Here is a 15,910-nt window from a genome sequence, read left to right on the forward strand (position 1 = left end):
AGACTTTCCATTTTTGAGATCGTTTCTTCAAGATTAATTCCATTATTATTCTTGCTATAACATTTATTTGGCGTACTCTCATGAGTTTTTTTATAAAAAAAGAAAAAGAAGGAGTATCATTTCTTACCACTCCCTTCTCTTTTTTTATTAGATACATAATCTACTTTAAATTTCTGATTATTTCTGTACGATTCCCTATTATGAGGATTGTAAGAGAGTTTATCTTTGTTTTTTAACAAAATACCATATTCGCAATCGGCATGGTAATACCATGCTAACATCAGTAACAAAACACCGACTTCTTATTAAGAAGCTATAAATTCCCCTTATTTGATTTTTAAGTTTTGTTTTTTCTCTTTCTATTGGTTTTTACTTCGCTATAATGCGAACCATTTCGAGTATTTTGTTTGAATATCCCCATTCATTGTCATACCAAGAAATTATTTTAGCAAAATTTCCGTCTAAAGAGATACCCGCCTCTGCATCGAAAATAGAAGTATTGGAGCAACCACGGAAATCACTGGACACTACAGCATCTTCGGTATATCCCAAAACACCTTTCAATTCACCTTCAGAAGCAGTTTTCATAGCATTTCTAATATCGTCCTTTGTCGCCGATTTTTCGAGAATAACGGTTAAATCTACAACAGAAACATCAGAGGTTGGTACACGAAATGCCATTCCAGTCAATTTGCCATTCAATTCTGGAAGTACCTTTCCTACGGCTTTAGCCGCACCTGTAGAAGATGGGATGATGTTTTCAAGAATACCACGTCCTCCCCTCCAATCTTTGGAAGAAGGTCCATCCACTGTTTTTTGTGTAGCAGTTGTAGCATGAACAGTTGTCATTAAACCTTTAACAATACCAAACTTGGTATGTAATACCTTTGCAATAGGAGCTAAACAATTGGTTGTACAAGATGCATTAGAAATAATGCATTGATCCACATAAGTTTTGTGATTCACCCCATAAACAAACATCGGAGTTGAATCCTTGGAAGGAGCAGATATAATCACTTTTTTAGCACCGGCTTGAATGTGTTTCCGTGCTGTTTCATCTGTCAGGAAGAATCCTGTTGATTCGATAATTACTTCAGCTCCTACCTCATTCCATTTCAAATTTACAGGATCCTTTTCAGCCGTTAAGCGAATCTTTTTACCATTTATTACCAGGTAACTTCCATTTATAGTAATTTTACCTTTAAAGTGTCCGTGTACTGAATCATGGCTTAACAGATAAGCCAAATAATCAGCAGTCAATAAATCATTGATACTTACAATCTCAATGTCGTTGGAAAAATTGTACATTGCGGCACGAAATACCATACGACCGATACGTCCAAAACCATTAATACCTACTTTTATCATTTCGATTTCTTTTATGGATTAAAAAAACAAAACTGTTACAGTTTCTTGCTATAAAGGTAATTTTTTTTTTGAAAATTTACCAAAAGGAGTTTCAATTTTCTGTCTTTGCAGTTATTCCCTATTTTGCGTAGAGAAAATAAAATTGCACGTGAATATTAATAAATTCAATAAATTATATTTACTCAATTTTTTTTTCTTTCAGTATACGAAAGCCACAACCACACAGGACAGGTATTAATTTAATTTTTTCGTTAAATATTTAGTTTGTTCAATTTTATGTGATACTTTCTTGCATTTTGAGAATGTTCGTTCAAAGTAGTTACAAAACTATGTTTTCCTGACAGATCTTCTTTCGCACACATATATAAATATGTGTGATTTTGATAATTCAACACTCCATCTATAGCACTTATAGATGGTATCCTAATAGGGCCTGGAGGTAATCCATGATTTTTATAAGTATTGTAGGGAGAATTAGTTTTTAAATACTTTAAAAATATTCTTTTTAAAGTAAAATCTTTTACAGCAAATTTAATAGTGGGATCCGCTTGCAATAGCATTCCCTTTCTCAGCCGATTTAGATATAAACCTGCTATAATAGGATATTCAGATTTGAAATTGGTTTCCTCTTCTACAATGGAGGCTAAAATAGAAACCTCTATTGGAGAGAGCAACATAGATTTTGCTTTTATTAAACGTTCTGTTGTCCAAAATTGGTTGTACTCTTTTTTCATTTTTTTCAAAAATTCATCAATAGGAATATTCCAATAAATTTCGTACGTATTGGGAATAAACATCGCAGGAATGGTTACAGTATCAAAACCAAGGGAATTTACTATGCTTGGGTTATTCAGATAGTCAAGTAAGGCTTTAGAATCTAACATTAATTGATTACCTATTTGTGATGCAAAGTCTTCTTTCAGACGAATATTGTTAAAAATCAGTTTTACAGGTTTTTGTCGCCCATTCCAAAACATTTGCATTGCTTGTAAATAGGTCGTTTGGGGTGTTATTTCATATTTTCCAGCTTTTATACTTTTTATATATTTTGTAATTAACGCCAATTGTTTGAAATAGTAGATATTTTTTATATGTGCTTTAAATTGTAATTGTAATAGCAAATCGTTATAATTTTTTGACTCATTTATGTAAATAGATACAGGGTTATTGATTTCAAAGGCCGGATAAATTATCATATAGCAATAAATAATTCTAGAAATGAATAAAACTATCATTATTAGGGGAATAATATTCCTCATGATAATTTTTTTTGTTTTTTTATCGTTGTCAAACAGCTTTTTCACTTATAGTTATTCTGATTTATAGCCATATCGTTTTAGCAAATTATCTCTGTTTCGCCAATTTTTTTCTACTTTGACATGCATTTCGAGAAATATCTTTTTATCAAAAAATTTTTCAATATCCTTTCTTGCTGTAAAGCCAATTCTCTTTAGTGCTTTACCATCTTTTCCGATAATAATTTTTTTTTGAGAATCCCTTTCTGTAATAATTATTGCTTTTATCCAGATAAGGTCTTTTTGCTCTTTGAAAAGTTCTATAGTTACTTCTACTGAATAAGGTATCTCTTTTTGATAATATAAGAGAACCTTTTCGCGGATGATTTCGGTTGAAAAAAAACGAGCAGGACGGTCAGTTATAGTGTTTTTTTCAAAGTAAGGGGGAGATTCAGGAAGTAATTTTTCAATTCTTTTTTGGAGATAATCGGTGTTAAATTGATTGATTGCTGATATTGGGATAATTTCTGCATTGGGAAGGATTTTATGATATTCTATTACTTTTTGTTCTAGTTGTTTCTGATTAAAAAGGTCGATCTTATTAAGAATTAGAAGAATAGGCAAATTAGTTTGTTGCATTTTTTTTAGAAAAAAATCAGTTTTAACTAGCTGATTCTTAATATCAGATACATAAAGTAGTATATCAGCATCTTCTAATGCTGATTCAGAAAAATTCAACATTTTTTTTTGCAATTTGTAGTTGGGTCGGAGTATGCCTGGAGTATCGGAGAAAACAATTTGTACATTGGGTTTGTTAACAATTCCTATGATTCGATGGCGAGTGGTTTGCGCCTTAGAAGTAATAATAGATAATTTCCCTCCCACTAGAGTATTCATTAATGTAGATTTTCCAACATTAGGATTACCTACGATGTTCACGAAACCAGATTTGTGCTTATTTTCTATATCAGAATGCATTTGCTTTAAGGAATAGTCCTGTTTTTTCATTCAATCCACAAATGAGATTGAAATTTTGTACTGCCTGTCCAGAAGCTCCCTTTAATAAATTGTCTATTATAGAGATAATAAATAATTTATTACCATGCTTTTCTAAGTGAAGAATACATTTGTTAGTGTTTATTACCTGCTTCAGATCAGGATTCTTATCAGAAATGAAAGTAAAAGCACTATCCTCATAATAGTTTGAATAGATTTGAACAGCATCTTTAATATCTAAATTACTTTCGGTATAAACTGTCGCAAAAATGCCTCTAGAAAAATTGCCTCTCACTGGAATGAAATTAAATCTAGATGGTTCATAATTTAGGGATTCAGTAATTTCCTTTAAGTGTTGATGGGTAAAAGCTTTATAAACTGAAATATTATTATTTCTCCAGGAGAAGTGAGAACTTGCTGTTGGCCTTACTCCTGCACCAGTTGATCCAGTAATGGCGTTTATGTGAATCTCACTTCTTAATAGATTTTTTTTTGCTAAAGGTAATAAAGCTAATTGAACTGCTGTGGCAAAGCAGCCAGGGTTAGCAATATATTGAGCTTTTCGGATAATTTCTTTGTTCAATTCTGGTAGTCCATAAACGAACCCCCCTGCATTTTCCTTATGGCGAAAATCTATGGATAAATCTATGATTTTCAATTCAGTGTGAATTGTATGAGTTTCTATAAATTTTTTGCTGTCTCCATGTGCAGAACAAAGAAACAACACATCGATTTCATTCAGATCATATGAATCAGAAAATATTAAATCCATTTCTCCAATTAAACCCGTATGAATATCTATAATTTTATTCCTCGCATTACTATAGCTATGTACAAATATTATATTTACATTAGGATGATTTATTAACAGACGAATCAATTCACCTGCAGTATACCCACCTCCTCCGATTATTCCTACTTTCACCATATTATCCGGTTATTTTTTTAACTCTAAAAGAAAAATTATCTGAATGATTACTCAAACTTCAAATTTATTATTAATAGAATTGTTTCAAACCTCTTTATTTCATTTTCGTTTTTTAATTCGATTCATTTAGCATTAAGCTTATTTGCTTATTTATTTATCAAATCTGAAAATCTGTTGAATCAGATACATAAATTGTTTCCTTCTTCCAAGAAAAAGAATCAAATATTTCCAGAAGTCTCATATTTTTCAGTCCCATAAATTTTATTTCACAGCTTAAATATGCATTTTTCATTTGTCAAGTAAATTAATTTTGCTGGTACTTTCAAGGATTTTACTCTTTACTTATGTTTATATAATTTGCAAAGATTGCTTGTATTGGTTTTTCGTTGTTTTTTTAATAGTTAAGAGATTGGAATTGAAATTATTAAGTAATGACCCCAAGTTTTTGAGAATAAAATTGATGTAATATCAAAAAAGCAATTATGTCATTAACATTTGCATTTTTTCAGAAACTTATATCCTTATACATTTTTGAACTCTATTTTATTTCAAAGTCCAAACGTTGTTGCTTAAATAGCAATCATATCGCGTTTATTTGCAAGGTTTGCATAATCCCTTTGAAATATCATATCGCACAAATTCCATTTTACTTTTTAGATCAGTTATTGCTGTAGTTCCACTACCCATGAATGGAGCCAAAATTATATCTACTTATTTATCTCTAAAATCATGTTATTTTTATGTTTCCTGGGAGTTGATCAGTTTTAATCGGTAGTACAAATAAATAGCTTCCTTTGTTCGATTTGCAAGTTCAAGTTTTCATAGAAAACACTATATAGTAGTATATAAACCAAATTCTTTTTCAATACAATATACAATAGAAGAAAAGGAGCTTTTTTACATCATTCTTTTTGCAAGCTACCCAATTCATAAAATTTCTTCTTTTTAAAGCTTTGGATTTTATCTTTAAGAAGATCTCTATATGTTTGGATAGGTAGGTAGAGTACCTATTTGGTAACTTTTGTAGAAAGATTCTCCATGAGAAATATCTCTTAGAGAGCTTCTCTGTAAAAAAACTGTATTTCAAAATCATTATTCCAGTAATACTAAAAATCACTTCTTTCTATTCTTTTCCTGTATCATATGATATATCTTACTTGGAATAGCCATTATTTTTGTAAATCCTTTAATATCATCTGGTGTCCAAGCTTTATTGATTTCTCCATATTTACCAAAATTTGTTTTCATCAGATCAAAATCACTTTCTACACCTATTAATGTGTATTGATAAGGTCGTAGGCGGATGATTACTGTTCCTGTTACATTTCTTTGTGAGCTTTGCAGAAAAGATTCAATATCTCGCATTACTGGTTCAAGGTATTGAGCTTCATGTAAGAACATTCCATACCAATTCCCTAATTGATCCTTCCAATATTGTTGCCATTTGGTCAAAGTATGTTTTTCCAACATTCTGTGTGCATTGATGATCACTAAAGGGGCAGCTGCTTCAAATCCCACACGTCCTTTAATCCCAATAATTGTATCACCAACATGCATATCACGTCCAATAGCATAACGTGATGCTATGCACTCTATTTCTTGTATTGCTTTTACTTTGTCTTGATATTCTTTTCCATTAGCAGCTGATATTTCACCATGTTCATAAGAAATTTTTAAAATTTCTTCTCCTTGTTTTTGTAGTTGAGATGGATAGGCATTTTCTGGTAAAGTTTGTTCTGATCTTAATGTTTCCTTCCCTCCAATACTTGTTCCCCAAAGACCTTGATTTATGGAATACTCCATTTTGATAAAATCAGCCTCAAACCCATGCTGTTTCAAGTAATTGATTTCATATTCACGAGTAAGTACCATATCTCTTATTGGAGTGATAATGTTAATTCCTTGTGCTAATACATCAAAGGTCAGATCGAAACGAACTTGGTCATTCCCAGCTCCAGTACTTCCGTGAGCTACATAATCAGCTTTTATTTTTTTAGTGTAGTTAATTATAGCAATAGCTTGAAAAATGCGCTCTGAACTAACTGATATAGGATAAGTTGCACCACGAAGTACATTACCAAAAATCATATATTTAATGCCTTTTTCGTAGAATTCTTTAGTAATATCAAGATTTACATGCTTTTTTGCTCCCAATTTGTATGCACGTTTTTCCACTTTTTTCAAATCTTCTTCTGTAAATCCTCCTGTATTCGCTAAAGCAGTATACACCTCATAACCCAACTCTTGAGACAGGTACATGACACAAAAAGATGTGTCCAAACCGCCACTGTATGCCAAAACTACTTTTCGTTTCATTATTTCTTAATTATTTTTGTTGTTATGATTTTGTTTATAGTTTCAGCAACTACTCTTTTTGAGGGTCATATAACATAGCTGTACAAATACAATAGCGGCGGTTTGTTCGTTGTAAGATGTCGTAATTTACACATCCTTGGCATCCTCTCCAAAATGCTTCATCATCTGTTAGCTCAGCAAAAGTTACCGGTACATAACCTAAAGCTGTGTTGATTTTCATTACTGCTGCTCCAGAAGTTAACCCGAATAATTTGGCTTTAGGGTACTTTTCCTTTGATAGTATAAAAGATTTTTCCTTGATTTTTTTTGCTAATCCTTGTCCTCGAAATTTATCTATTACGATTAGTCCAGAATTAGCAACATATTGTTTATTCCCCCAACTTTCTATGTAACAAAAGCCAGCAAACTCACCATTTAGAAAAGCAATAACAGCTTTTCCTTCCCTTATTTTCTGTTCCAGATATCCAAGAGTACGTTTAGCAATACCTGTACCTCTTACTTTTGCCGCGTCTTCAATGGTTTTCAATATCGTCGGAACATATCTAATATGATTTTCATTAGCGATTAATATTTCGATTTCCCGATTCATTCATTGAGATGACAAAAATTATAGAGGACAAAAGTAAAAAAAAAGTAATAATTTGGGATATAAATGGAAATAAACACAATAAAAATTGTACTTGATCTACTCATAACAATGAGTAGATCAAAAGTTTATTCTATTGTAAATTCATACAGCAATTAAATCATCTTTAATAGATATATATTCACTTTAATACGAGAGTTTGTCAATTTGAATACTTTTTTGAAAGTTATTTTTATTTATATATCGGAATTACTTATTTCTTATCAACATTTATTGCAAAATCTAAAGAAAGAAAGAAAGAAAGAAAGAAAGAAAAAACAGTACTTCAGTATTTATATTGAACCTGTTTACAGGATTGGAACTTTTGTAGGATGGATGAAAGCTCTCATTGGGGTATTATGTAATAGTGATAGACGAATTATTATCGATATAAATATAACTTATGCATAGAGAGTGTGAAAACACGGGAATATGTATTATTCTGATTATTTATATTGACTGTCATGCCTGTTCTTAGTGAGGGACAGACAGATATTTCAAGCACATTAATTTTTTTCTCTGATTCAAGGATAAGTGGAAATGTTATCACTTTTATTGAAAAGTGGATTTTTCTTCTAATCCAAGTCATGGAAATTTCTCATATAAAGCAATTTAGGTTACCAGAATGGGAATAATAGGCAAGAGTTGAACAAAAAGATATCTCAATTGATTTAAAATCGATTTTAATTTGAGTCTTGGTAAAGGTTTTGATTATTCAGGTAGTTCTGTTTGTATTAAATCTTACAATCTAGGATATAATACTGAAAATAAAATCTTTGCTTGTATCAATCTTAATATTTTTTTGACGATAATGAAATAGAACAGTCCAGATATGGTTGCAAAAGTTGTAATTACATCTATTTACATATGTATTCATTTATCCTAGTGGAATTTTTTTGTCTTTGTATATACAGGAAGAATGGAATACAGAAAAGTAATTATTATAATGGTGGTTCTATTGATTATTCTATGCCTGATACCATCCCACTACTACCTTTGTTTAATCCGTGTTTTGGGGTATGGAAAATAAATAAAGGTGAATACTAAGTTTTATTCAAACTGTCTGAAATAGAGTAAAAACAACTTATCGGTTGGAAGCATTTAGATCAGAGAACAAAAATTGTAAGTGATAATTCTGTAAAGAGGTTAAAGAAGAGGGGATTATCATATGATAATTTTTATGAACTATGGATACAAATAAGTATGTATACAGAGGTGATTATTTTTTTCTTTATAGATATTGAGAATATCATTAATTCCACCAAAGTCTTATTACTTACTGAATTGGACTTATGAAAAATCTAATTTAGACTACAATAAATAGATAAGATTTGCTATGTTCAAAATAGCTACTATTTTTATAAACTGGGACATTTTTTCATAAAAGTATAGGTTATAAACTATGAAATTTGTTTAAAAGAGAAAAGAAACAATTCTGTTCTCTTTTTCTTCTTTAATATTTAATGCAATGGGATATACTTTCACTATCTGAGTTTGAAAAGGTCTTCCGTTAACCTATTAAGGAAGTCTATCCTTGGAATAGACTCCATCCAGTCAATATGCACCTTCCCCAAAATGTATTATGGACAACTTTAGCTTGTTTTTGTCCTAAATTGAGACAATTGAATGGCGACAAGTATAGTTTCATTTCTCCCTTCTCAAGCATTTTATTAAACTATAATATCCTACAATTATTGCTCATAATAACCCTTTATACAACTCTTATTTATGATAGCATAAATAATTACTGACTCTTTTCTTAAAGGAAAGAAGCTTACAGGAAGAGTCCCGAAGGTGAAAGTATTGTTTTGGGTTAAATGCGACAAATGAAATATCTCTGCCTGAAAACAGGCAGGCATTCCTTTCATATTGAATTCATTCAATGCTGTTTTCTAGGATTGTCTCCAACTGAATATATAGTATAGGGAGTAGTTTGGATATTGTCTCATCAGGAATAATTCTAATGGTGACATGAAAAATTACTTTGTCCCCTCCTCTGTATCCTCTTTTTAACTAGTAGCAAAGAGGACACGGAGGAGATTCCATGCAGACTTTAGATAAAATAGAAGAAAATTTAGAAAAAAATAGATGTCCAGCCGATATGAAAAAAATCACGACATTTTTTATTCGTTCAAAATTAATCGATTATTGGAGTTTTTAAGATGATTGGAATTCTACTCAAGCGCATCAACGATACAAAAGGGGATCGGAGAATTTATTTTGAATCATTGTTCTAAACGACTATTCGTCTATGACGCTTGCCTGGATAGGCAAGCCGATAGGATCAATGTTTGAGTATTTTAATTAGAGCAACTGAGGGTGTAGAGCTTATTAAGTTTGAGAACTAGGAACGAGCGTCCAGCATATCCTCAAAGGTACTTATAATACTGAACATTATTCAGCCGAAATTCAATCCGAATTGTGCACCCATTTCACTGACCATGTCAAGTGGATGTAATTGCTCTCCGAAGAAGGACGGTTAGTTAGCAAAAACATCCAAGAAACCGTATCGACGAGTAGCTGAACTGTCGCCTGGGAGAGTAAGATTTCTACTTTAATGCCTTTTATTTTTCCCCTTTTGCTATGCCGAATAATTTCGTATTTACACTCCTTTTCACAAAGAATAATCCTTCAAAGAAGGAATCTTTATAAAGATCATAGTAAAGTTTTAATCTTGACTTCTATATCATTTTTAGAAGTTCCGCCGATTTGTTTATCTACTAATTCTCCATTTTTAAAAAAAAGAAGAGTGGGAATGCTTCGTATGTTATATTTACTAGATAACTCTTCATTTTGATCCACATTCACTTTCCCGATAATAACTCTCTCTTTATACTCCGATGCAAGTTCTTCTATAATGGGAGCAATCATTCGACAAGGGGCACACCATTCCGCCCAAAAATCCACTATCAAAGGTTTGGTTGAAGCCAGTAATTCATTAAAGTTGTTGTCTGTAATTTGTATTGCCATACTTTTAAAGTAAAAAATCAACTAAATAATCTTTTTTATTAAAACTTTCATATTTTAATTAATTTCAAATTTTATTTTGTTTTCCTCCAAATATTGCACGAATTTTTTATCTATAAAGTATTTTCCATTTTCAGATTTTAACAGAATAGATATTTGTTTTTCTTCATTATTATCCTCCAATTCATAACCTTCTCTTATGTTGAAATATAAAGAGGTATTACCATGTTTATTTTTCGTCACAGATTCTAGGTCTCTTATGACTTTTTCGTTTAAACGGTGCAAAGGTAATAAAATTGTTATTTTTTGTACAACTATTTCATTTAAAAGTTGAATAGCTTTAATTTTAAAGCTTACATTCTTAGACAATTGAATGTTAGGCATGAATGCCCCAACTATATACAAAAACACATTGGGATGACCATATTTGCGGTATTTAATGTAATCTTTCCCAAATAAAGGAATTTCTCTGCTTCCTGTAAAATCTTCTAATTTAAGAATGCCAAAAGAACTTCCTGCTTTTGTATGTCCTTCTCTATAATTCGTTACCATTCCACCCAATATTAATTCTTGTCCACATTGAGTAATTTTAGCTTTTTCAAAATCATTTATTCTTAAAGTACATATATATTTTAGTATAAGATAATATTCGTCTAATGGATGTGATGAAACATAAACCCCCAATAAATCCTTCTCCTTATTTAGACGTTCAATATTGTTCCATTCATCTTTTAGAGGAATTTCTAGTTTGGCAATTCCCATTGGGTCGGAATTTCCAAACAGAGAACCGATATCAGAATTTTTATCCAATTGAAATTTGTTTCCGTAGCGAATAAGTGTTTCAATAAAAGTTTCTCCATTTGAATTTTCGGCGAAAAATTGTTCACGTTTTATTCCTATAAAACTATCAAAAGTCCCAGAGAGACTTAATGACTCAATACTTTTCTTATTACAAGCAGTAAGATTTATTCTTTCTATAAAATCAAAGATATTTTTGAAAGCTCCATTCTCTTCGCGTTCTTTTACAATAGTTTCAACGGCATTTTTCCCTACTCCTTTTATTCCGCCTAATCCAAAACGAATATGTCCTTCTTTATTTACCGTAAAATTCAATTCTGATTCGTTTATATCAGGCCCTAATACTCTAATCCCCATTGCACGGCATTCGTCTATGAATTTAGTGATTTCGACAATATTGTCGCGATTATGTGTCAAGTTGGCAGCCAAAAATTCTGCAGGGTAATGAACTTTTAAGTAAGCTGTTTGATAAGAAATCCACGAATAACAAGTAGCATGAGACTTATTAAAAGCATACTCAGCAAATTTTGTCCAATCATTCCATATTTTTTCTAATTTTTTTTTAGGACCAAATCCATTTTTAGTTGCACCTTGTATAAACTTATCATGAAATTGTTCCATTTTATTCTTTAATTTTTTGCCCATAGCTTTCCGTAATTCGTCAGATTGTCCACGTGAAAATCCAGCTAGATCACGGCTTAGAAGCATGACTTGCTCTTGGTAAACAGTAATACCATATGTTTCTTTCAGGCGAGATTCCATTTCGGGGAAATCATAAATGATACTATTTTTCTCATGCTTCCTATTAATAAAATCAGGAATATAGGCCATTGGCCCCGGACGGTAGAGTGCATTCATAGCAATTAAATCTTCAAATTGAGTAGGTCGCAATTCTCGTAGATATTTTTGCATGCCAGATGACTCGAATTGGAATACGCCTATTGTTTGACCTCTGCTATATAGTTCATAGGTTAGTTTATCATCATTTGGAATATGATTAATATCAATTGTTTTATTTTTAGATCTTTTTACATTCGCAATAGTGTTTTTAATGATAGAGAGCGTTTTTAATCCCAAAAAATCCATTTTGATTAAACCAATAGATTCAATCATTGACCCTTCATATTGAGTAACTAATATGTCTTCATTTGTTCTTTTTTCTTTAACGGTAGCAAGAGGTAAAAAATTGGTTAAATCGTCTGCACCAATAATGATTCCACAAGCATGTATTCCTGTTTGTCGAACCGTTCCTTCTAACATTTCTGCATATTTTAATGTATCGGATAAATTTTTATTGTTGGAATATCGTACTTCTCGTAATTCGGAAATATATTTAATGCAATTCTTTATATTGATTTTAGGTATTTGTCCAGATTCATCTTCTGGTAAACGGTCAGGTATTAGTTTAGTTAACTTCTCGGTTTCAGTCATAGATAGCCCTTGTACTCTTCCCACATCTCTTATAGAGGATTTAGTTGCCATTGTTCCATAAGTAACAATATGTGCTACTTTTTCTTTTCCGTATTTTTTAGTCACCCAACGAACAATATCCATACGTCCATCATCATCAAAATCGATATCAATATCTGGCATAGAAATGCGGTCTGGGTTTAAGAAGCGTTCAAATAACAAATCGTATTTCAGAGGATCTATATCAGTAATTTCTAAACAATAAGCAACTACTGAACCTGCTACTGAACCTCTTCCAGGTCCTACTGAGACACCCATATTACGAGCTGCTTGAATAAAATCTTGAACTATCAAGAAGTATCCCGGAAATCCCATTGTTTTCATAGTTTCCAATTCGAATTCTAAACGTTCCAGAATTGCATTTGGAATAGGATTACCATAACGGTTTTTAGCTTTTTGTAAAGTCAATTCTTTCAAATAATCTGCTTCCAGTTTAATACGGATTACCTTATTGTATCCACCTAATTTGTCAAATCTGGATTTATCTTCTTTGTTGAATTCTTGTCTCAATGTTTCTTCCGTGTATTTTGTACAATAAGTTTCTTCTGTAGCAAAAGATTCGGGAATTGAAAAAATAGGCATAACAGTTTCTAAATCAATATTATAAGGTTCTATTTTATCTGCAATTTCCACTGTGTTCCCCAAGGATTCGGGTAGATCAGAAAAAATAGCATTCATTTCTTCAATTGATTTAAACCATTCTTGTTTAGTATAACGCATCCGTTTTGGGTCGTTTAAGTATTTTCCCGTTCCAAGACAAATCAATCGATCATGGGCTTCTGCATGTTCTTCTTCTATGAAATGAACATCATTGGTACAAATAATTTTAGTATCAGTCGTTTTTGCTAATTTTAATAAAGATTGATTGACAACCGTTTGTTTTAAAAAAACAGTTTGATCACTATTCTCTTTGTTGGTTTGATGTCTTTGTAGCTCTAAGTAAAAATCATTTTCAAAAACTTTTTTAAACCAGAGGATAGCTTGTTCTGCTTCTTGTGTGTTTTCTCTTTCTAATATTTTTTGTGGTATTTCTCCGCCAAGGCAAGCAGAAGTCGCGATCAACCCTTCACTATATTGTTCCAAACATTCTTTGTCAATACGAGGGCGATAATAGAATCCTTCTATCCAAGAAATGGAAACCAATTTGCAAAGATTTTTATAACCTTGTTTGTTCTTGGCAAGTAATATTAAATGCCACCCATTTGAGTCTACTTTTTTTGATTTATCAAATCGTGTTCGGCGTGCAACATATGCCTCTACACCAAGGATAGGTTTGATTTTTTGGTCTTTATGTAAATTCTTATTTTTTTTCTTGATACAATCATAAAATTCTTTGATTCCAAACATATTTCCATGATCAGTAAGGGCAAGAGCCTTCATTCTATAATGACAAGCTTTGTCTACCAGTCCTGTAATAGAAGACATGCCATCTAATTGTGAATAATAGGAGTGAACATGCAGATGTACAAAAGGTATCATTGCCTGGAAGCATTGAGGTATACATAGTATCAGATTATAAAGTTGCAATTTTTTTTAATAAATCCTTATGGGTTAGCAGATTTACTTTGCTAATTGCTTTTTTTAGAGTAAATTTGTCTCAGTAGATATGGGTTTATTGTAGTGATAAAACTGCAATAATATTTATGTAACAGTTAAAAATAAAAAATAATAATCATGCAGTCATGCAGAAAGAATTAATTATAGAAATTGAGTTTGAAAAAAATTATGATAATTTTTAAGATAAAAATATGCTCAATTATAAAGATTAGTTTATAATTCAGAGTTTAAAATATATTCAAGAATAATGATTGTATCAAAACGATCAAAATAATGGAAGATATTCTGTAAAAAAGCAATTATTTAATAAAATAGTTGCTTTTTTAATGATTTCTTAAATCTGCCCGTATTTTTAGTGTCGAGTATTCAGGATAATAATTTATTGAAGTATACCCTAGAAGTATACCCTAATAGGTAAGCAATATTCAAAGTAATATTTTTTTAAGTGGGAAGTTTTGTTTTTTCTTTCAACGTGGTTGCACCATTGTTTATCCTAATGGCAGTGGGTTATTTTTCAAAACGATTCAAATTTGTTAGCGAAGAATTTTTGCATCAATTAAATCGATTTGTATTCAATTTCTGCTTACCTATAATGTTGTTTCGAGATATAATGTTTTCCTATGAAGGAAATTTTTCTAATATGCGATTACTGTATATCACAGTTGGTGGAACGATTTGTACAATTCTTTTTTCTGTATTAATAATACCTTTTTTTGTAAAAATAAATGGACAAAGAGGAAGTATGATTCAAGGCATTTATCGCAGTAATGCTTTGATTTATGGCTTCCCGATAGTTACAGAAATGTATGGTGATGCAGTGATAGGAGATGTTTCAATGCTAATGTGTGTAATAATACCACTATACAATATAGCTGCGGTAATTATATTGGCTATCTTCTCTGAAGATAAGAAATGCAAAGTAACATTTAAAAGTATCATGCAAAATATCGCTACAAATCCTCTGATAATTGGCAGTATAGCAGGGGTGTTAGGTGGTATTAGTCGATTGAAATTTCCATATGCCATTGAAGTATCTCTTAAACAATTAGCAGGACTCGCTACACCTTTGGCACTATTTATTATGGGTGGAGATTTTAAAATCAAAAGTTTTCAAAATAATATTATCAAAGTCATTATAGCAACTACTTTTCGTCTGGTGGTTATACCTGTCAGTATAATAATTCTATGTATTTCCTGGGGATTTAGTGGGATGGATTTAGCTATAATATTAAGTTTTTTTGCGACACCTACAGCTATGGCAAGCTATATTATGGCAAAAAATATGAATAACGATCACGATTTGGCAGGACAAATCGTTGTGCTGACAACGGCTTGTTCCTGTATTACGGTGTTCCTTTTGATTTACTTTTTACGCATTTATGGCTGTTTATAGAATGGGTGATTTAACTTTTTACTCCTTCTTTTGTAGAATAACTAAGCCGTTATAGCTCAGTTGGTAGAGCAACGCATTCGTAATGCGTGGGTCATGAGTTCAAGTCTCATTAGCGGCTCCAAGTTCGGGTATAAATGGAATTATAATATCCCAAAAATCACTGCGTTATATAAACACTCTCAAAATACTCAGCTATTAGATTCAATCAACTACCATATAGAGAATATACATGCGAATAATGTCGAACCATCCATTTT

At 31.3% G+C, this 15,910-nt stretch carries 10 protein-coding genes and 1 tRNA gene; 3 read left to right on the forward strand and 8 right to left on the reverse strand.

Annotated features, from left to right (window positions below; translation table 11 throughout):
• Positions 1-369: 369 nt before the first annotated feature.
• The 6 genes from gap to CFPG_RS02005 form a co-directional block, all read right to left on the reverse strand.
• The gene (gene gap, locus CFPG_RS01980; RefSeq protein ID WP_012573368.1) at positions 370-1,368 is read right to left on the reverse strand and encodes a type I glyceraldehyde-3-phosphate dehydrogenase; all 999 of its coding nucleotides are present in this window, start codon (positions 1,366-1,368) and stop codon (positions 370-372) included.
• Positions 1,369-1,619: 251 nt separating this feature from the next.
• Positions 1,620-2,627: an endolytic transglycosylase MltG gene (mltG, locus tag CFPG_RS01985; protein WP_041572392.1), complete on the reverse strand. Its 1,008-nt coding sequence runs from the start codon at positions 2,625-2,627 to the stop codon at positions 1,620-1,622.
• 51 nt (positions 2,628-2,678) lie between these two features.
• Positions 2,679-3,581 carry a GTPase Era gene (gene era, locus CFPG_RS01990; protein ID WP_012573370.1) on the reverse strand — a complete coding sequence of 301 codons (903 nt, stop codon included), beginning with the start codon at positions 3,579-3,581 and terminating at the stop codon, positions 2,679-2,681.
• Complete coding sequence (gene argC, locus CFPG_RS01995; protein WP_012573371.1) at positions 3,571-4,527, reverse strand: N-acetyl-gamma-glutamyl-phosphate reductase; 957 nt, start codon at positions 4,525-4,527, stop codon at positions 3,571-3,573. The genes era and argC overlap by 11 nt, the downstream gene beginning before the upstream one ends.
• 1,113 nt (positions 4,528-5,640) lie before the next feature.
• Positions 5,641-6,843 carry an argininosuccinate synthase gene (locus CFPG_RS02000; RefSeq protein WP_012573372.1) on the reverse strand — a complete coding sequence of 401 codons (1,203 nt, stop codon included), beginning with the start codon at positions 6,841-6,843 and terminating at the stop codon, positions 5,641-5,643.
• Positions 6,844-6,892: 49 nt separating this feature from the next.
• Entirely contained in the window at positions 6,893-7,432 is a 540-nt protein-coding gene (locus CFPG_RS02005) for a GNAT family N-acetyltransferase (RefSeq protein WP_012573373.1), read from the reverse strand.
• 216 nt (positions 7,433-7,648) lie between these two features.
• Between CFPG_RS02005 and CFPG_RS02010 the strand changes: the two genes are divergently transcribed.
• The gene (locus tag CFPG_RS02010) at positions 7,649-7,879 is read left to right on the forward strand and encodes a hypothetical protein (protein ID WP_265348042.1); all 231 of its coding nucleotides are present in this window, start codon (positions 7,649-7,651) and stop codon (positions 7,877-7,879) included.
• 2,244 nt (positions 7,880-10,123) lie between these two features.
• Here CFPG_RS02010 and trxA read toward each other — a convergent pair.
• Positions 10,124-10,438: a thioredoxin gene (gene trxA / locus CFPG_RS02015; RefSeq protein ID WP_012573374.1), complete on the reverse strand. Its 315-nt coding sequence runs from the start codon at positions 10,436-10,438 to the stop codon at positions 10,124-10,126.
• A gap of 54 nt (positions 10,439-10,492) precedes the next feature.
• Positions 10,493-14,182 carry a DNA polymerase III subunit alpha gene (dnaE, locus tag CFPG_RS02020; RefSeq protein ID WP_012573375.1) on the reverse strand — a complete coding sequence of 1,230 codons (3,690 nt, stop codon included), beginning with the start codon at positions 14,180-14,182 and terminating at the stop codon, positions 10,493-10,495.
• Positions 14,183-14,705: 523 nt separating this feature from the next.
• Between dnaE and CFPG_RS02025 the strand changes: the two genes are divergently transcribed.
• Both CFPG_RS02025 and CFPG_RS02030 read left to right on the forward strand, forming a co-directional pair.
• A complete protein-coding gene (locus CFPG_RS02025) occupies positions 14,706-15,653 on the forward strand; it encodes an AEC family transporter (protein ID WP_012573376.1) in 948 nt (315 codons plus the stop codon).
• Positions 15,654-15,698: 45 nt separating this feature from the next.
• A tRNA-Thr gene (locus CFPG_RS02030) sits at positions 15,699-15,774 on the forward strand.
• Positions 15,775-15,910 lie beyond the last annotated feature (136 nt).

The organism is Candidatus Azobacteroides pseudotrichonymphae genomovar. CFP2, from assembly GCF_000010645.1.
GTDB classification, from domain to species: domain Bacteria; phylum Bacteroidota; class Bacteroidia; order Bacteroidales; family Azobacteroidaceae; genus Azobacteroides; species Azobacteroides pseudotrichonymphae.

Bases quoted from the DNA above. Each gene is read 5' to 3' on its own strand.
- gap (WP_012573368.1), bottom strand. From the start codon at position 1,368: ATGATAAAAGTAGGTATTAATGGTTTTGGACGTATCGGTCGTATGGTA.
- mltG (WP_041572392.1), bottom strand. From the start codon at position 2,627: ATGAGGAATATTATTCCCCTAATAATGATAGTTTTATTCATTTCTAGA.
- era (WP_012573370.1), bottom strand. From the start codon at position 3,581: ATGCATTCTGATATAGAAAATAAGCACAAATCTGGTTTCGTGAACATC.
- argC (WP_012573371.1), bottom strand. From the start codon at position 4,527: ATGGTGAAAGTAGGAATAATCGGAGGAGGTGGGTATACTGCAGGTGAA.
- CFPG_RS02000 (WP_012573372.1), bottom strand. From the start codon at position 6,843: ATGAAACGAAAAGTAGTTTTGGCATACAGTGGCGGTTTGGACACATCT.
- CFPG_RS02005 (WP_012573373.1), bottom strand. From the start codon at position 7,432: ATGAATCGGGAAATCGAAATATTAATCGCTAATGAAAATCATATTAGA.
- trxA (WP_012573374.1), bottom strand. From the start codon at position 10,438: ATGGCAATACAAATTACAGACAACAACTTTAATGAATTACTGGCTTCA.
- dnaE (WP_012573375.1), bottom strand. From the start codon at position 14,182: ATGATACCTTTTGTACATCTGCATGTTCACTCCTATTATTCACAATTA.